Genomic DNA, 19,176 nt, shown 5'->3' with positions numbered 1-19,176 from the left:
GGAATATCCCGGAGATATAGCTGTAGTGGATTATGACCCCAAACAAACCCAACCTGAACAGCTTATTGCAGCAATTGAAGAAAAAACAACCTATAAAGCAGAAGTACTAAAACCTAAAATAGATTAATAATGGAAAAAGAGATCGTATTACAATCCACCATTACCTGTCCAAACTGTGGACATCAAAAAGAAGAAACCATGTCTACGGATGCATGCCAATACTTTTACGAATGTGAAAACTGCCAAGAAGTATTAAAGCCAAAACAAGGTGATTGCTGCGTGTATTGCAGCTATGGAACAAATGCCTGTCCTCCCATTCAGGAAGGTGGTAAAAACAATTGCTGCTGATGAAAAAATACGATGTAATTGTAATCGGATCAGGCATGGGAGGAATGACCATTGCCAATAAATGTGCTAAAAAAGGACTAAAGACTGCCGTTACAGATTCCAGACCGTATGGGGGAACGTGCGCACTACGCGGTTGTGATCCTAAGAAAATATTAGTCGGAGCTGCTGAAATTATAGACCGGGCCAATAAAATGAAAGGGATTGGCATTCAAGGAGATATCTCTATTAACTGGCAGGATCTGATGGCCTACAAAAACGACTTTGTCTCCAAAATGCCCAAAGGTGTAGAGAAAGGATATGAAAAAGCGGGTGTAGACATGTTTCACGGAGCAGCCAGCTTTGAATCTGAAAACACGGTGTGCATCGGAGACGACCTACTGGAAGCTGATAAAATAGTGATAGCTACAGGTGCCCGACCGGTAATCCTTGATATACCTGGAGGTGACTTACCCATTGACAGCACGGATTTTCTAAACCTGGAAGAGCTTCCTAAGGAAATCACTTTTATTGGAGGCGGATATATAGCGATGGAGTTTGCCCACCTGGCTGTCAGGGCCGGAAGTAAAGTGACCATATTCCACAGAAGCAAAATGCCTTTAGAAAGCTTTGAGCCTGATATCGTGAAGCACTAGGTCAAAGCTACTGAAGAATTGGGGATTGAACTTCACCTGGAGTGGGATGTGGTTGCAGTTGAAAAAAAGGATAATGGCTATACCGTAAAGGCAGCATCAAAAGGGGGTGAAAAAACTATTCAAACGAATTTGGTGGTGAATGCAGCAGGTAGAGTACCGGAGTTGGATGGCATGAACCTGGAAAAGGCAAACATTTCCTACGGCAAGAAAGGGATTGACGTAAATGAATACCTACAAAGTTTAACCAATGAACGGGTATATGCAGCAGGTGATGCGGCTGATAGCAAAGGTCTCAATCTCACACCTGTTGCAGTTATGGAAGGCCATGCAGTGGCAACCAATATTATACGGGGTAACTCCAAAAAGCCTGACTACACGGAAATGCCCAGTTCAGTCTTTACCTTGCCCACACTTGCCGCGGTTGGCATGACGGAAGCACAGGCAAAGAAGTCAGGTTTAGAATATCAGGTGAAAGACGGCTCCGCATCAAGCTGGTACAATGCCAAACGGATCAATGAGTCAACCTATGCTTATAAGGTCATTTCTGATAAAGAAGGCTACATTTTAGGAGCGCACATCATCGGTTCTCATGCGGAGGAAATGATCAACATTTTTGCGATGGCCATTCGGGTAAAACTAAAAGTTGCAGACATCAGGAATATGATCTATTCCTATCCGTCCATGGGATCGGATATCGGATCAATGGTTTAATTGAAATTAGAATAACCACGCAATTCCTTGTTTACCACCGCTGCCCCAAACTTACCTTTAACAAAACGCTAAGTATTATGATACCCAAAGACCTAACAAAGGATATAAAAACACGATTGCAAAGCATCAAAGGGCAGGTAGAAGGTTTGATAAAAATGCTGGATGAAGGAAAGGATCCGGAAAAAATTCTGCTACAGTTCAAAGCTGCGCAAAAAGGACTTGATAAGGCTCATTATTTATTACTGGATGAAGCCTACCGGAAAGCTCTTGCCATTAAAATTTCGGAAACCGTTGAAGCCTGTCCCGGCAATTGTGGTTACGAAGACCGCATAGAATTTATCCGACAACAGTTTCCCAATCTGCACCTAGACAATCTCACCACTATGATGAAGGAGATTGCTGAATTAAAACAACGTATAGGCTCAGGTAATGGCAAGGAGAACGAATAAGTCAGTTTACTTATTCATGGCTACTACAGGCTTCATCTTGAGTTTTCTCTGAGAGAACCTGTGGTTTTTCCCTGTATGCGAATTACACTGAATGGATGAGGCAGATATATTTTCTGCTCTGTGCATTGGGGGAGGCGCTGCTAATTTTTATGGTATATTTTTTTAGTAGCCGCTATTTTCAAAAATACAGGCTGGATACATTGCTTTACTGCAGCGAAAGTCGCTACAACCTTAGCCTTTAGTGCCTTGGTATCTATCGCGGCTGAAAAAATTGCGCTGATCTTGGGCTTGTGGCAATATGATGAGTCAATGCCCTTACTACCCTTCACAAATATCGGCCTTTCTCCGTTTTTGTCCATTTTCCTGCTTCCTATATTAACCTTTATCCTCACAAAAAATAAATCAAATTTTCTAGCTATTTATCCTTGGCTACCACCCCACCCCCGAACTTACCTTTGAATTGTTCTTATCCGGAGAGAATCTCTAAAATATAAAATGAATATTTTAAAAAGTGGAAAAGATGAAAAGACAAGTAGAAATATTTACAGCAAACTGCCCTGTTTGCGACCCAGTAGTTCAAGTGGTGAAAGACCTGGCTTGTGAGCAATGCGATATCACCATTTATGATTTGGTGAAGCAGTGTGAAGACAAGACCTGTCTGAGCAAGCTGGAAGAATATGGGATTAAAAAAGTACCTGCTATTGCTGTGAATGGCTCACTTTTATCCTGCTGTGAAAACCAGGGAATTTCTAAAGAAGAGCTGATCAAAGCGGGTATAGGACAAGGGTAAAAACAAGTAAGGCACGGCTTACATTATATTTTCCCTTGCTGCCGTGCTGGCAAGGGAATTCATTTAAATCACAAAAAACATGAAACCATTGAGTAATGATTTACAACATTGCATTGACAATTGTAACGCATGTATCACCGCAGCACGCATCTGTCTGGATCAGCACTTAGGCGAGCCGGACATGAAAAAGTGCCACCAGCTTTGCCTGGATTGTATTGCCTTGTGTACGGCATGCGTACAGATGCTGGCTTCCCAATCCGACTACGCCAGCAGGGTATGTGCTATTTGCGTGGATCTTTGCAAGGCTTGTGCAGAAGAGTGCGGCAAATTTGACAGTGAGGTGTGCAAGCAGTGTGCGGAAAAATGTGCAGCCTGCGCAGAAAGCTGCGTTAAAATGGCGGCATAATCTTATGGAAGTCTTAAAATCACTAAAGCAGGATTTCGTCAGCATAGCTTCCTTGTTTACATCGGTATCCACCTTGCTTTGCTGTGCCCTTCCGTCATTACTCGTAGCGGTGGGTATGGGAGCGGTAGTGGCCGGAATGGTTTCGGACTTTCCGGCATTGATCTGGTTGAGCAAGTATAAGGAATGGACTTTTCTGGCAGCAGGTATTTTGATCGGATTCAACTTTTGGCTTTTTTATGGCCGCAAAAGAGACCAGGTCTGTGAAATAGACGAATATGGCAATGAGACACCATGTGATACAGCCGCCCGGTGGAGTAAAATTATCCTATGGATATCCTTTGGTTTATACCTTCTCGGACTATTCTCAGCTTACCTGCTACTACCAATTCAACAATTTTTAGGACTTTAAAATAATACGATGAAAAGAACAGCCTTTTTAATATTACTAACTGTTACAGCCATTTCTAAGGTCAGCGCTCAGGGACACGGGCCCCTTTATGGTTTACAAACCCCCACCTTGGCAAAAGGAGGATTTGACTTTAATGCAGCAGCTATGAGCCTGGCTACCGAAGATGATCAATCGTTTATGCTTAGGTACATCTGGTCGTATGGCGTGACGGAAGATCTGCAAATTAATATTACTACCCCCACCATGATCAACAGATTGTCTGAAGCACCCAGAACAAGAGGTAACAACAACATGCCAGCAAATGGCGACATAGAAGCATCGGTCTGGTACCGTTTCTTTTCCAATGCATTTGGGGTTGGCAAACGCTTTGAATCCACGGCTATTTTAAGTGTTTCGACACCTACAGAAGAAACTAGGAGTGGTATCAATGTAAGCAACTCCATTCATGGAGCAATCTCTACCGGATATGCTTCACGTACCTGGTATGCCTGGGTTGGCGGTGGTTATCAATATTATTTCGAGGAGGGTAATGAGCAGCTGGGAGATCTGCCTTATGCCAGCCTTGTGATAGGCTACCGCCCAAACATCTTTATGGGGGATTACCCAAAACCCGACTGGCGTGTTTTTGTAGAGTCATTAGCAGAGTTTCCAGGCACTAGTACCAGTGAAGGTCAGCTTATCCCCATTGATCAAAGAGGAAAAAAAGTAATGATTGGCCCTTCATTCCTGGGGCTTTATGGAGCTTGGGGTATATCCTTTGGAGCATTATTTCCGCTCTATCAGGATATAACACAGGGTCCAAAAGAGGAATACAGGCTTTCAATGAACATTAGTTATTGGTTATAAACTTTAAAAAACAGAAGAAAATGAAAAGATTAGGAATAATAGCATTGTTGACAATTTTTAGTTTGAGCGGTGTAATGGCTCAGTTGATCAAAGTAGATCAAGAGGTCTTTGGAATGGATTGTGCACCTTGTGCCTATGGCCTGGAGCGTGGACTCAAGAAAATGGATGGGCTGGAAAAGGTACAGGTGAGTTTGAATGATGGTAAAGCTTACCTTAAGCTCGCATCTGATAATAAATTGACACTTCAAAAGATTCAGGAAGAGGTGAGGAATAATGGATTTTCAGCCAAGAATGCTGAAGTCACCATCGTTGGCCAGTTGGTTAAGAACGAAAATGCATGGCAAGTAAATGTTAATGGGGAGACTTTTATTGTGAGTTCTGATACACCTTCAGAAATAGTCAAATCCCTAAACACCGGGAAGATCAAGCTAAAAGTTTTTGTGAAAGATAAAGAGGACAATCACTTAAACGGTACTTGGGATATAAGGATAGTTGAAGTTCTAAAATCTTGAATTTTACAATGAAGAAAATACATTATTAAGCGTAAGCCTGCTTTCTGTTATCATCTGTTAAAACCGAAGGAAGGGGATTGTTGCGTGTATTGCTCCTATGGCTCAGCACCTTGTCCACCAGTACAATTGGATTCTGATCAAGCATGTTGCTAGGGAAGACAATGCTTTATGTGACATACATCATGTTTTGACATGTGCAATGTCATAGCGCTCTCAATAACCGTTGCGTACTTTTGACTCATATTGAAGGGAATACTAAATTGATACCCCTTCAATGAATGGCATTTTACATCAAAAGGCTCATGAAGCGCAACTTATATATCGTCCTGCTCATTGTAATGCTTCTCCCTGGCAAAGGGATGGCAGTGTTTCAGCACTTTTGCGGGGGCGAACTGATCAGCTTCGAGCTTTTTCTAAAACACCACGAACCATGCTGTGACGATCACAGCAACCCTTGTGATGGTTGTGAGGATCAGGAAACCATCTTCTCTCTCGATGATTTCAGGACACCTCATTCTGACATTCCTGTCATTGCTTCTTCAACAGCGGCATTGGCTCAGCCTTCTTTTCATTTGCCTTCTACACAATTTTTCGAGTCAAGAAACTACACAACTTCTAAAAAGGCTCCCCCCGGCTGGTCAGGGCGGTATCGCTCTATCCTGTTCCAGTCATTTCTTCTTTAGCTAACATCTGATTATCAGTTAGTTGCCCGGTACAAAACCTTCGGGCAATGTCGGAAATGGTTCTGTGAAATATAGCTGCTCCGGGATATTCGAACAGCATTAGACACGATCTATCCGACAAAACTATCATCAAGTTTCTTTAATCAGACTTTCAATAAAATGTTAAAATCATGAAAACGTTTCATAAAATTCAATTGGTATTCATTGCCTTGACACTGATGGTGATCAATACCACATACGCCCAACAACCAGGCTTGCAGTATTTCAGGCCAAACGATAAAAACGGCCTCAATGTATTTGAGCCCTCAAAAGAGGATACAATCATCTTTGATGGCCTCAAAGTAAGAGTAGGCGGTGATTTCGCCATGCAATTTCAGGGCCTCAACCAAAGTAATGAAGCAGGTACCTTGGTTGAGCTTGGTTCCGATTTCAATTTACCTTCAGCTAACCTCAACCTTGATGTACAGGTAATGGAAGGTGTTCGGATGCACCTCAGAACCTATCTTTCTTCCAGAGCACACAACGAAGCATGGATTAAGGGTGGATACATGAGAGTGGATAATCTTGACTTTGTTAAACCCGGGTTTCTGGAGGGAGTTATGAAATATACAAGCATCACCATAGGGCTAGATGAGTTTAACTATGGGGACGCACATTTCAGGAGAACAGACAATGCCAGAGGTATTTTCAACCCTTTTGTGGGAAACTATCTTATGGATGCATTCTCCACCGAAGCATTCGGAGAGATTACCGTTCAAAAGAATGGCTTATTGGCAGTGGTTGGGTTGACAAACGGTAAGCTCAATCAAAATGTAACGGTGAATGACAATACGGACAATAAGCCTTCTTTCTTCGGAAAGTTGGGATACGATAAACAACTGAACGAGGATCTGAGAGTACGATTGACCGGATCTTGGTACATCAATAAAGGAACCTCAACAGGCACATATCTGTATGGTGGTGACCGAGGAGGCTCCAGGTATTACAATGTGCTTTTTACAGTACCGGATGTGGATGGCAATACGGAAGGTGGCCCTCGTGATGGTCAGTTCAATGCCAGATTTACAAAGCTCACAGCCTTGCAGATTAACCCATTCATCAAGTACAAAGGCCTGGAGTTCTTTGGTATTTATGAGCTGGCTGATGGAAGCAATGAATTCACAACACCTCAAGCCGACACAGAGGGTGCATTCACACAAATAGCAGCTGAGGTATTGTATAGGTTTGGAGCTGATGAACGTTTCTATCTTGGGGGTAGATATAATACAGTAACTGGTAAAATGCGTGAAAGTGCCACAGAAGATTTGGAAATCAGCAGGGTCAATTTTGGTGGAGGCTGGTATCTTTCAAAGAACGTTTTAACAAAAGTTGAGTACATGAAGCAGCAATATGAAGGCAATGCTTGGACAGGGCGTTTTGCCGGGGCTGAATTTAGTGGAGTCGTGGTTGAAGCGGTGATTAGTTTCTGACGGAACTCCCGTGTGGGTGACTCATCCACATGGGATTTTTTTTACTGCTGTGTAAAAGATAATGACTCCAAAAATAAGCATCAGCAAACTATGATTTTCCAATAGAAATAAAGCATGAACATCCACATGTTGAAGTATTTGAAATGAAAACCGTTATTTTTGACGTTAAAATTGAACATTCTGAACTAAATCCCGTAAATTCGCATTAGACTTTCTCCAAAGTGCAACGTTTTAGACAAATATCGGCCATTTTGTTATCCTGCCTGGTGCTACTCAGTTCCACGAGTTTCACGTTTGGGATGCATTTCTGTATGGGCCAGCTAGAGAGCATTGCACTTTTTTCCGGGGCTGAGCCCTGCGAAATGGCCACTCAAAAATCACCTTGTGCCAATGATAAGCATGATCCGGATTGCGAACACCAGCAGGTGACTAAAAAAGGTTGCTGTGAAGACCAGACTTTAGTAATTGAGGGTCATGAAGACCTTACGCAAGTGACCAAAGTTGCGGTTCCTGATTTTCAAATGATCGCAGTTATCTACGCTGTGGTTTCGTTTCTTTTTAGTGACACTACCGTTGATCACTATACGTTTAACGACTATTCCCCCCCACTGATTGAACGCGATATACCTATACTCGTTCAGTCCTTCCTTATTTAAGCATTTCATTCAATTAATCGTGATCAAGGGCATAGCTCGCTAAGGCCTGGAGGCATTATTTCTATGCCTTTTAAATCAATTTAAAAATTGAATGTAAATAATATGCTTAATAAAATTATAAGATATTTTCTTGAGAACAAGTTGGTTACCGTTCTCATATTAATTGGCTTTATTGCCTGGGGCATTGTTACCGCCCCTTTCGGCTGGCAAATAGGGGCATTGCCTTCCGACCCCGTCCCCGTGGATGCCATACCAGATATTGGGGAGAATCAGCAAATTGTATTTACCCAATGGCAAGGCCGGTCTCCACAGGATATTGAGGATCAGATTTCTTATCCATTGACTACATATCTATTGGGTATACCGGGCGTAAAATCTATAAGGAGTTCTTCCATATTTGGCTTCTCCAGTATCTTCATCATTTTCAGTGAAGATGTAGAGTTTTACTGGTCTCGCTCCCGTATCCTTGAGAAACTCAGTTCCTTGCCTTCAGGCTTATTGCCGGAAGGGGTACAGCCGGCACTCGGGCCTGATGCCACTGCCCTGGGCCAGGTGTATTGGTATACCATTGAGGGCAGAGATAAAGATGGAAACCCTACTGGGGGTTGGGATTTGCACGAAATCCGTACCGTACAGGACTTCTACGTCAAATATGGACTAAATGCAACGGAAGGCGTTTCGGAAGTAGCTTCCATAGGAGGCTTTGTACAGGAATATCAGATTGATGTTAATCCCGATGCCCTAAAAGCTTATGATATCCCCTTGCATAAAGTAATGCAGGCAGTACAGAAATCAAATAAAGACGTAGGGGCTAAAACCATTGAGATCAACCAGGCAGAATACCTGGTGCGTGGTTTGGGTTACATCAAAAAAGTGGAAGACATTGAAAAGGCCGTAGTTGCTGTTCAGGAAAATGTTCCCGTCCGTATTAAAGACATTGGTGTAGTTACCCTGGGCCCATCCACCCGAAGAGGACTGCTGGATAAAGATGGTGCTGAAGTGGTAGGTGGCGTAGTGGTGGCCCGCTATGGTGCCAATCCCTTGCAGGTCATTAACAACGTCAAGGATAAGATCAAAGAAATAGCCCCGGGACTGCCTAAAAAAACGTTGGCAGATGGAAGGGAAAGCCAGTTGACTATCGTTCCGTTTTATGACCGCTCCGAGCTTATTTATGAAACATTGGGAACCCTGGAAGAAGCCATTTCGCTTCAAGTGCTCATTACCATTTTGGTAGTGATCGTGATGGTGTATAATCTCAGGGCTTCATTTCTCATTTCAAGTATCCTGCCGATTGCGGTATTGATGGTATTTATAGCCATGCGCTATTTTGGTGTTGATGCCAACATAGTTGCACTTTCAGGTATTGCCATTGCCATTGGTACGATGGTGGATTTGGGAGTTATACTTTCTGAAAACATTATTAAACATATAGATGAAGCTCCTCCCGGTCAAAAACTGATAGATACCATTTATAATGGAGCTTCAGAAGTGGGTACCGCTATTCTCACCGCTGTTTCTACCACAATTGTCAGCTTCATTCCGGTCTTTACCATGCAAGCTGCCGAAGGAAAGTTATTTGGGCCTTTGGCATTCACAAAGACCTTCGCTTTGGTAGCTGCGCTGTTGGTGAGTCTATTGATCATGCCTACCTTGGCACATTGGTTCTTTGGGTTCAAAATTAATAATAAATTTCTTAAGAAATATGGTGGCTATGCATTAGTACTATTTGGAATTATAGGGCTCTTTACCGCTCAGATATGGGGTGGTGTACTGCTGGTACTGTTTGGTGCAATCGCAATTGTAAAGAATATCTTTGACGCTAAAAAGGAACGCTTTTCCAGGCCTGTATTATTTCTCTTCAATTATGCCGAGCTGATCATTGTACTAATTGGCGTAACCTGGCTTTTAGCTAAATACTGGCTACCGCTAGGAGCCTCAAAGTCTCTGTTACTCAACTTTATTTTTGTGACCTTATTGGTAGGATTTATCCTGGGGTCGTTCACGCTTTTAGAATATTACTACAAATCTATATTAAAATGGTGCCTGGATAATAAAATAACTTTTTTATTGATACCTACTTTCTTGATTTTGCTTGGCGCTAATGTTTGGTTGGGTTTTAATACCATTTTCGGGTTTATTCCTAAAGCATTGGACAATCTCGGCTGGGATGTCCGGACAACTACAGTTTGGTCAGGCTTGACCCATACTTTCCCGGGTGTAGGAAAAGAATTTATGCCTTCTCTGGACGAAGGAAGTTTCTTGCTCATGCCCACCTCCATGCCACATTCCGGTATTGAGTTCAACCGTAAAGTAGTTGGTCAGTTGGATATGCTCCTGACCAACATCCCGGAAGTAGAATTAACGGTAGGCAAATTAGGACGGGTAGAATCTGCCCTTGATCCGGCACCTATTTCCATGTACGAAAATGTCATCAACTATAAACCGGAGTACATGCTCAGTGAAAAAGGGCACCGAATAAGGTTCAAAGTTGATAAGGAAGATCGCTTCATACTCAATAGCGGTGATAGCCTTTCTAATGAGGAAGCCATTAACCGAGGTGTTGTTTTGGAGGAACTCATCCCTGATGATAACGGGAATTATTTCCGCAACTGGCGGCCGCAAATTGAATCTCCAGATGATATCTGGAATGAAATTGTTAAGGTCACCAAAATACCGGGAGTAACTTCAGCACCTAAGCTGCAGCCTATTGAAACCCGCTTGGTGATGCTACAAACAGGTATGCGAGCCCCCATGGGTATCAAAGTATATGGTCCGGATCTGAAAACGATAGAAGACTTTGGGCTGCAACTGGAGGAAGTGCTTAAAAATGTTCCTTCGGTAAAAGCGGAAGCCGTGTTTGCCGACAGAATTGTAGGTAAGCCCTATCTTCATCTTAACATCAACAGGGATGAGATTTCACGCTATGGGCTTAATGTGGAAGATGTACAGCAGACCATTGAAACAGCCATTGGAGGAATGAAAATTACTTCAACTGTGGAAGGAAGGGAGCGTTTTCCAGTGAGGGTACGTTATCCACGCGAACTCAGGGACGATCCTGAAGCATTGGGTAAGATCCTTTTGCCTACACCTACAGGAGCACAAATACCGATCAGCCAGGTGGTGGACTTTGAGTATGTGAGGGGACCACAGGCGATCAAAAGTGAGGAAACCTTTTTGGTGGGTTATGTACTATTTGACAAAAGGGACGGATACTCGGAAGTTGGAGTGGTGAATGATGCCCAGGCAGCTATTCAGGAAAGAATAGATACAGGTGATTTAGTCGTTCCTGCCGGGGTCAGCTACAAGTTCTCAGGAAGCTATGAAAATCAGGTAAGGGCTGAAAAGAGGCTTTCAATCATTGTTCCGTTGGTATTGGGTATCGTCTTCCTCATCCTTTACTTCCAATTCAAGTCTGTAGCGACTTCATTAATGGTGTTTACTGGTATTGCCATGGCATTTAGTGGAGGCTTTATCATGCTATGGTTGTATGGCCAGACCTGGTTTGCGGACTTCTCCCTTTTCGGTACGAATTTCCGAGACTTGTTCCAAATACATACTATCAATTTGAGCGTGGCTGTTTGGGTCGGGTTTATTGCCTTGTTTGGTATAGCCACTGATGATGGGGTATTAATGGCTACTTATTTAGATCAAAGTTTTAATCGTAATAAAACAGACAGTCTGAAAGGAATAAGAGCGGCAACAGTGGAAGCTGGTCAACGAAGAATAAAACCTGCCGTGATGACCTCCGCCACCACCATCATTGCCTTGCTGCCTATACTTACCTCAACGGGTCGCGGAGCAGACATCATGATCCCAATGGCTATTCCAGCATTCGGAGGTATGTTCTTCGCAGCCGTCACCTTCTTCATCGTGCCGGTTTTATACGCTATGAGGGAAGAAAGAAAATTTAAAAAGACACAACCATGAAGATTATTGTAAATATTGTAATACTTGTTTTTCTCGGAACCAGCGTAAGTCAGGCGCAGGTCCTGGATGACTATTTTAAAATAGCAGCGGAAAACAATCCGGGTCTACAAGCGAAATATCGGGAATTTGAAGCGGCCATACAGAAGGTGGAGCAGGTAAATACTTTACCGGACCCTAATTTCTCTTTTGGTTATTTCATTTCACCGGTGGAAACGAGGGTAGGACCACAAAAGGCAAGGTTTTCCCTAACGCAGATGTTCCCCTGGTTTGGGACGCTACGGGCACAGGGAAATGCCGCAGCTTTAATGGCGGAAGCAAAATATCAAGCCTTCTTAGACGCTCGGAATAGGTTGTATTACCAAGTGGCAGCGGCCTATTATCCGCTTTATGAACTTAATCAATGGAAAGAGATTGAGCGGGAGAATATTGAAATACTGGAGTCTTATAAAACCATTACCAACAAAAAGTTTGAAAATGGAGTGGGTACGATGGTTGACTTCTTGCGTGTGGATATTATGTTGAAAGACGCCACTACAAACCTTTCCATTCTGAACGATAAGGAAGCTCCTCTGCTGACCCGGTTTAATAAACTACTCAACAGAGAGGAGGACGCATTGGTAACCGTAGAGGATTCACTCGTTGCTCAAGCCTTGCCTGATAATTTCAGAAAGGACTCTTTGCTTACGAACAACCCGGTATTGGAAGAACTGGACTTAAAAATAGCCTCCAGTGAGGCAAGTGAGGAGGTCGCTTACAAACAAGGACTTCCAAAGTTTGGTCTGGGCCTTGACTATGTGTTGGTTGGAGAACGTACGGATTTAGCCTCCGACATGGCTGCTCCGCAAGGCAATGGCAAAAATGCGATGATGCCTATGGTTTCCGTTAGCATTCCCATTTTCAGGAGTAAATACAAAGCCGCTGTTAAAGAAGCGCAACTCATGCAGGAAAGCTATTCACTCCAAAAAGAGGATTTTGCCAATACCCTTACGTCAAGCTACGAAATGGCCTGGTTTGAAATTCAGCAACAGCAAGAATTGATTGATCTATACGATCAGCAAATTCAGGAATCCATTCAGGCTTTAAATCTATTATTTACGGCTTACAGTAATTCAGGAAATGAATTTGAAGAGGTACTGCGTATGCAGCAACAGCTTTTAAAATATGAAAAGATGAAGGCAACGGCCGAAACACAATATCAAATTGCCCTTGCTAAACTCAATTACTTAACCGCAAAAACATATTAAGATGAACGCGAATAAAAAAATAATAATCGTAGCACTGTCAACACTGGCAATAGGTTTATTGCTGGGTTGGTTGATTTTTGGTGGTTCATCATCCGAAAGTAAAATGGATGATGAGCACCAGCACACTACAGAAATAGCTGGCGAGACCGTGTGGACTTGCTCTATGCACCCACAGATCCGTCAGAGTGAACCCGGAGACTGTCCTATTTGTGGAATGGACCTCATTCCTTTGGAGGATGATCAGGATGAAGTACTTGACCCAATGGCAGTAAGTATGTCGCCTACCGCCATGCAACTAGCTGATATTAGAACTGCCACTGTGGGTACCATGGATCCAGTGAAAACAGTTAGATTAAACGGGAAGGTACAGGAAGATGAGCGGCTTGTTTCCTCTCAATCCAGTCACATTCCAGGTAGAATTGAACGACTGAATGTTAACTTCACAGGTGAATATGTGCGCAGGGGACAGGTAATTGCCTATATCTATTCGCCTGATTTAGTTACTGCTCAGGAGGAATTGTTTGAAGCGCAAAAAATCAAAGATACACAACCACAATTATTTAAATCAGCCCGGGCAAAACTCAAAAACTGGAAGCTTTCAGACGGTCAGATAGATAAAATATTAGAAAGTGGTACCCCTTCCGATGAATTTCCAATTACGGCAGACATTTCAGGCTATGTGTTGAGCAAAAATGTTAATGTGGGTGACTACATCAAGCGAGGGGAACCTATTTATGAGATTGCAAATTTATCACGCGTATGGGTGCTGTTTGATGTGTATGAGTCGGATATGCCCTGGATAAATAAGGGAGACCAGGTGCGGTTTACAGTTCAATCACTCCCGGGCCAAACGTTTGAAAGCAAGATAAGCTTTTTAGATCCGGTAATTAATCCAAAAACCCGGGTAGCCAAGGCCCGGGTAGAAGTGCCCAATAAAGACAATCAGCTAAAACCTGAAATGTTTGCATCCGGTACGGTAGAAGCTACATTGCCGAAAAAGTCCAACAATGTTATCGTTCCGAAAACAGCCGTAATGTGGACGGGTAAACGCTCTGTAGTCTATGTGAAAAATACCTCCGGCAGTGGAGTAAGTTTCATGATGCGTGATGTAACGCTTGGGCCGGGTTTAGGTGACAGCTTTATTGTGGAGAGTGGCCTGGAGGAAGGTGAGGAAATAGCCGTGAATGGTACCTTCAGTATAGACGCAGCGGCTCAACTGGTAGGGAAACCGAGCATGATGAACCCTGAAGGTGGCCCGGCCATGACAGGCCATAATCATGGGGGTATGGAGATGTCGGCTTCTTCTTCAACCTCCACACCTGGGAAAAAAGCGGAAGTAAAATCTGTTTCAATCAACCAAAAAGCTAAAGATGCATTAAAGCCTCTTTATGAGGAATACCTGAATTTCAAGGATGCACTAGTCGCTGATAATTTAGCTGAGGCTCAGAGTGCGGCTAATGAGTTGAAAGCAAAACTGGATGCAGTGAATATGTCAATTTTTACCGGAGCATCACATAATGCGTGGATGGACCATAGCAGTGATTTGAAAAATGCCTTGCAACACGTACAGCATTTGAAAGATATTGAGGCTGTGCGTAAAGCATTCCAACAGGTGTCTGAAGGGATGATTGATTTGACCAAAGCTTTCAACCCATTGGAGAAAACACTCTATGTGCAGTTCTGCCCTATGGCGGATAATAACAAAGGAGCTAACTGGCTAAGCACCGAAGAGGAGATTCGCAATCCGTATTTCGGAGAGGCCATGCTTACTTGTGGTGAAGTGAAATCAACAATTAAATGAAGGAATGTTGCAAAACGGGGGATGAAAAGCCCCCATCAAAATTAAAAATATGGTTTTCTCGGATCATCTGGGGAATCGTTATTCTTATAGTGGTCGGGATAGCCATTCTATAAATGTTTAACCTTTAAAAATCAATAAAATGAAAAATGTAATGAGAAAAAAGGCAGTTCTAATGATGGCTCTGGCTTTCGTAACCTTCGGGGCCTTGGCACAACACGATCATGCAGGACATGGTAAACAATCCGGTGGACAACAGATGGATCCAATGTTCAAAGATGAAGCGATGAGCAAAGCTTACGGCCATTATATTCACCTCAAAGAAGCATTGGTAGCATCTCAGCCGGATGAAGCTAAAGGGGCTGCTGATAAGCTTCAAAAGTCTTTGGCTTCCTTAGAGAATACCAAATCTGCACAGGCCGAAGCAGGTAAAGTAGCTTCAGCTTCCACCCTGGATGAGCAGCGAAAAGCCTTTGCCGTGTTAAGTAATGAAATGACAACATTGGTTAAAGCCAGTACACTCTCAATGGGTGAAATATACCTGGAGTACTGCCCGATGGCCAATGGAAACACCGGTGCTTTTTGGTTATCAAATGAGAAGGAGATCAAAAATCCTTATTTCGGTGACAAAATGTTGAAATGTGGAAGTGTGAAGGAAACGATCAATTAAATCTCAAACCCTGTGGGAAAGGTTGCAGTTATTTCATCAATCAGATGATGATCATTGCATTCCCACAGGTACCATAAATCTTTTCAATTATGGACAGACAATCAATAATAATACTTTCTGGATTTGGCCTTTTAATCATTGGAGGCCTTTTCTGGCAATTTTCTGATGTGTTTAACCGAATTCCGGTTGAAGTAAAGGAAAATGAGCAAATACCGAACGAACTGGTTTGTATGGTCAATGATGCCTTCATGGGGGTAGAGCAAATTCCCGTTGAAGCAGACGGTAAAACGTACTATGGCTGCTGCCAAATGTGTGTAAGTAAAATTCGCAAGAATACCGATAATGTTCGGTACGCTACAGATCCTTTTTCAGGTGAAAAAGTAAATAAAGCAAATGCATTTATAACACTAAGGCCCGGTCAGGGTAAAGGGGTTTACTATTTCATTTCTGAAAAAAACATGCGGTCTTATTTTAAATAAAATGATAACCAAGCTCCATATAAAAAATATGGTTTCTCCAAGCTGCATTTTGGTTGTCGAAAATGAATTGAAGGTTTGTGGTGTTGATATACAGTCTGTTAGGTTGGGTTGTGCCGAAGTGATAATATCGGCTACCATCTCACTGGAAGAAATCGATTTAAGAATAAAAAAGTTCGGATTTGAACTTATTTATGACAAAAAGACAATTTTAATAGAGCAGATCAAAATCGCAGTATTGGATTACCTGAAGTTCGTGCAAAAAAAACCTAAAAATAATATAAAATTATCAGCATACATTTCATCAAGAATTGATAAGAATTACAATTACCTCAGCAAAGTGTTCTCTAAAGAAACAGGAGAAACCCTAGAGAAATATTACATCCATATTCGCATTGAAAAAGTAAAAGAGTTTCTGGAATATGGTCAGCTTAATGTTTCCGAAATTGCCATAAAATTGGGGTACAGCAGCGTTCATTATTTATCTAACCAATTCAAAAAGGTTACTGGTTTTTCCATTAGTGCGTATAAAAAAAGAGGAGGAACTGATTCTAATTCTCAGGAAGGTTTGCCAAAAATCTAATTTTTTTAAAAAAAAGTTAAAATTTTATACATTTTAATCAAAATATCATAAACAATATAAGGATAGATTGATTGTTTTACATCCTTAAAATTGAATAAAGGAATGATTATTGATTTACTGAAAACCTTATTGTATAACTAAAAGAATTAAAAATTAACTTATGCCATTACAACGCAGCCTTGCTTTAACAATTTTACTCTTACTATTAGGGGTAGCAGTAACAGCACAATCAGATACTTCAGTTTATAACCTGACTATTAAACAGGAGCTAGTGAATAAGGCTGGAAAGGAAACCATGGGAATGACGGTCAATGGTGATATTCCCGGACCTAACCTCAGGTTTAAGGAAGGTGGTTATGCCGTGATTTATGTGAAAAATGAAATGGATGTGGAAACATCCGTTCACTGGCATGGTCTGTTATTGCCTAACTTTTATGATGGGGTACCCTATTTAACTACTCCGCCTATAGAACCTGGTGAAACTCAAAAATATGAGTTTCCACTAATACAATCTGGCACTTACTGGTACCATAGCCACACTATGCTACAGGAGCAAAGTGGCGTGTATGGTTCCATTATTATAGATCCCATTGAGGAAACCATAGAATTTGATAAAGAATTAGTCATGGTGCTCTCCGATTGGACCAATCAAAAGCCAATGAACGTATTGAGAAACCTCAAACGAGGCAATGAATGGTACAATATTAAAAAAGGGACTGCTACCCCATTAAATCAGGTCATTGCAAGAGGAGGTTTTGGGGCTCAGCTCAATTTCTGGAAGCAACGTATGGAAAGTGCCGATATAGCAGATATATATTACCCTGCTTTTCTGAACAATGGGCAGGAAGTTCAGGAATACCCTCAATTTGAGCCAGGAGAAAAGGTGCGTTTACGCATCATCAATGGTGCGGCCTCTTCTCAATTTTGGATGACTTTTGGAGGGGAAGATCCACTTTTAGTCGCTGCTGATGGACTCAACGTAGTGCCGGTAAAGCGTAATAAAACCTTCATCGGTATAGCAGAAACATATGATTTTATCGTCACTATTCCCCAAACAGGAAAAATCGAATTCAGGGCTACTGCTCAGGATGGATCCGGATATACTTCAGCTTTCTTAGGAAAGGGTGAGGTCATTGGTGCACCTGAGGTTCAAAGACCAGACAAAATTGGAATGATGAAACAAATGGCACAGATGGACATGCGTATGGGCGCTCCCGCTATGAAATTTAATCCTGCTGAAGAGGAACCTCATGAATTAATGAAAAACTGGGGAATGCAGATGAATGATGAAATGAATATGGAGGGAATCAAGCATATGGAGATGAACCATAATATGAAGAAAGGTGAAGAGAAAATGGGTTCTCATATGGAAGGCATGGATCATTCCCAAATGGGACATGCAAATGGCATGAACATGGACAAAGCTGCAGCCGAAGATCAAATGGAGGGTATGAATATGTTCTCCGAATATAATTATGATTATTTAAAAGCCCCTTCTAGTACCGTCATAGATGAGGAACGGTGTCCCTCTGTCTGAGGCGGACATGATCAAGATTTCAAAAGGGGAAAAAGTGCGAATCACTTTCAATAACCTGACGATGATGCATCACCCTATGCACTTTCATGGTCATTTTTTTAGGGTTATCAACAAGCATGGTGAATACTCGCCCTTAAAACACACTGTAAATGTGCCTCCCATGCAGAAAACGGTAATTGAATTTGACGCTATTGAAGATAGTGATTGGTTTTTGCACTGCCATGTGCTTTATCACATGATTGGTGGTATGGCCAGGGCAGTGAGCTACGATACAGAGCGCGATCCACGTTTGGCAAAATACCCGGCCAAAATCTTATTTAAAGAAGGCAACCGCTTTTATAACTGGGGGATGGCTGATGTCGCTTCACACATGACTGAGCTGAACCTCGTATCCTCCAATATAAGAAACCAATTCAACCTGAATGCCGAGGTTGGTTACAATGAAAACATGGAGGCTGAATTTACCTATGAACGATATTTATATGATTACTTCCGGGTATTTGCCGGGGTGAACCTGGAAAATGAAACAAAGAATAGCCTGGATGAAATTTCAGCAACCGCTATTGCGGGTATTCGGTTCTTTACACCTTATATGTTCAACCTGGATGTAAGGATGGATAATAAATTAAGGCCTGAAATCCGAGTAAGCCGGGAGATCATGATTTTTCCACGTACAGCCATTTTTGGTAATTATGAATATCAGGCCGATTTCGGCTGGGTAAATACTTTGACGGAAGAAGGTACCAATGAGCCGATTGACTACAAAGGAGAAACAACATGGTCTGCCGGCGTGGAATATTTTCTATCCAGAAATTTCTCACTTATGGGTAGTTATGACAATCGCTTTGGTGCTGGTGGAGGCTTATCTATGAGATTTTGATCAATCTATTTAATTTTAAACCAATTAAACTATATAAACTTAAAAAGATGGAAAATAACCAAAAACACAGCAACAATTATATTAAATTTTTTGCGATGATTGCCACATCAATGTTGGCGATGTTCTTTTTAATGTACACCCATTCTTACC

Annotated in this window: 16 protein-coding genes and 3 pseudogenes; all 19 read left to right on the top strand. The window is 42.1% G+C overall.

What is annotated here, in order from left to right; translation table 11 throughout:
• Window positions 1-129 precede the first annotated feature (129 nt).
• The 19 genes and pseudogenes from AAC037_RS02990 to AAC037_RS02900 all read left to right on the top strand — a co-directional run bounded on the left by AAC037_RS02990 (window position 130) and on the right by AAC037_RS02900 (window position 19,026).
• Complete coding sequence (locus AAC037_RS02990) at window positions 130-348, top strand: GDCCVxC domain-containing (seleno)protein (protein WP_073094081.1); 219 nt, start codon at window positions 130-132, stop codon at window positions 346-348.
• Window positions 348-1,292 (top strand): annotated as a pseudogene (locus AAC037_RS02985) (NAD(P)/FAD-dependent oxidoreductase); the annotation flags it as partial. The gene AAC037_RS02990 and the pseudogene AAC037_RS02985, both read left to right, overlap by 1 nt.
• Window positions 1,293-1,295: 3 nt before the next feature.
• Window positions 1,296-1,691, top strand: a complete 396-nt coding sequence (locus tag AAC037_RS02980; protein ID WP_339901525.1) for a hypothetical protein — start codon at window positions 1,296-1,298, stop codon at window positions 1,689-1,691.
• A 77-nt stretch (window positions 1,692-1,768) separates the two neighbouring features.
• Entirely contained in the window at window positions 1,769-2,140 is a 372-nt protein-coding gene (locus AAC037_RS02975; protein ID WP_339901522.1) for a metal-sensitive transcriptional regulator, read from the top strand.
• Between the two features lie 520 nt (window positions 2,141-2,660).
• Window positions 2,661-2,930, top strand: a complete 270-nt coding sequence (locus AAC037_RS02970) for a thioredoxin family protein (RefSeq protein ID WP_073094078.1) — start codon at window positions 2,661-2,663, stop codon at window positions 2,928-2,930.
• Between the two features lie 410 nt (window positions 2,931-3,340).
• On the top strand, window positions 3,341-3,745 hold the full coding sequence (locus tag AAC037_RS02965; protein WP_339901519.1) for a hypothetical protein: 405 nt from the start codon (window positions 3,341-3,343) through the stop codon (window positions 3,743-3,745).
• Window positions 3,746-3,754: 9 nt separating this feature from the next.
• On the top strand, window positions 3,755-4,591 hold the full coding sequence (locus AAC037_RS02960; protein WP_339901517.1) for a hypothetical protein: 837 nt from the start codon (window positions 3,755-3,757) through the stop codon (window positions 4,589-4,591).
• A 20-nt stretch (window positions 4,592-4,611) separates the two neighbouring features.
• Window positions 4,612-5,103: a heavy metal-associated domain-containing protein gene (locus tag AAC037_RS02955; protein ID WP_073094244.1), complete on the top strand. Its 492-nt coding sequence runs from the start codon at window positions 4,612-4,614 to the stop codon at window positions 5,101-5,103.
• A 54-nt stretch (window positions 5,104-5,157) separates the two neighbouring features.
• Window positions 5,158-5,256: pseudogene (locus AAC037_RS02950) on the top strand (GDCCVxC domain-containing (seleno)protein); the annotation flags it as partial.
• 185 nt (window positions 5,257-5,441) lie between these two features.
• Window positions 5,442-5,786 (top strand): hypothetical protein, encoded by a 345-nt coding sequence (locus AAC037_RS02945; RefSeq protein ID WP_339901515.1) that lies wholly within the window; start codon window positions 5,442-5,444, stop codon window positions 5,784-5,786.
• A 170-nt stretch (window positions 5,787-5,956) separates the two neighbouring features.
• Entirely contained in the window at window positions 5,957-7,255 is a 1,299-nt protein-coding gene (locus tag AAC037_RS02940; RefSeq protein WP_073094073.1) for a hypothetical protein, read from the top strand.
• 311 nt (window positions 7,256-7,566) lie between these two features.
• The gene (locus AAC037_RS02935) at window positions 7,567-7,911 is read left to right on the top strand and encodes a hypothetical protein (protein WP_339901512.1); all 345 of its coding nucleotides are present in this window, start codon (window positions 7,567-7,569) and stop codon (window positions 7,909-7,911) included.
• Window positions 7,912-8,013: 102 nt separating this feature from the next.
• Complete coding sequence (locus tag AAC037_RS02930) at window positions 8,014-11,838, top strand: efflux RND transporter permease subunit (protein WP_339901510.1); 3,825 nt, start codon at window positions 8,014-8,016, stop codon at window positions 11,836-11,838.
• The gene (locus AAC037_RS02925; RefSeq protein WP_015266988.1) at window positions 11,835-13,082 is read left to right on the top strand and encodes a TolC family protein; all 1,248 of its coding nucleotides are present in this window, start codon (window positions 11,835-11,837) and stop codon (window positions 13,080-13,082) included. The genes AAC037_RS02930 and AAC037_RS02925 overlap by 4 nt, the downstream gene beginning before the upstream one ends.
• A 1-nt stretch (window position 13,083) precedes the next feature.
• On the top strand, window positions 13,084-14,883 hold the full coding sequence (locus tag AAC037_RS02920) for an efflux RND transporter periplasmic adaptor subunit (RefSeq protein WP_339901507.1): 1,800 nt from the start codon (window positions 13,084-13,086) through the stop codon (window positions 14,881-14,883).
• Window positions 14,884-15,022: 139 nt separating this feature from the next.
• Window positions 15,023-15,550, top strand: a complete 528-nt coding sequence (locus AAC037_RS02915; protein WP_169313261.1) for a DUF3347 domain-containing protein — start codon at window positions 15,023-15,025, stop codon at window positions 15,548-15,550.
• An 89-nt stretch (window positions 15,551-15,639) separates the two neighbouring features.
• On the top strand, window positions 15,640-16,029 hold the full coding sequence (locus tag AAC037_RS02910; RefSeq protein ID WP_339674979.1) for a hypothetical protein: 390 nt from the start codon (window positions 15,640-15,642) through the stop codon (window positions 16,027-16,029).
• 1 nt (window position 16,030) lies between these two features.
• Window positions 16,031-16,609, top strand: coding sequence for an AraC family transcriptional regulator (locus AAC037_RS02905; RefSeq protein ID WP_014022563.1), 579 nt, complete (start codon window positions 16,031-16,033; stop codon window positions 16,607-16,609).
• 160 nt (window positions 16,610-16,769) lie between these two features.
• Window positions 16,770-19,026, top strand: a pseudogene (locus AAC037_RS02900) (multicopper oxidase domain-containing protein).
• Window positions 19,027-19,176 lie beyond the last annotated feature (150 nt).

Source organism: uncultured Cyclobacterium sp., from assembly GCF_963976465.1.
In the GTDB taxonomy this organism is placed as follows: domain Bacteria; phylum Bacteroidota; class Bacteroidia; order Cytophagales; family Cyclobacteriaceae; genus Cyclobacterium.
The sequence above is the reverse complement of the archived record's forward strand: the minus strand, read 5'-3'. Positions and strand labels throughout refer to the sequence as shown.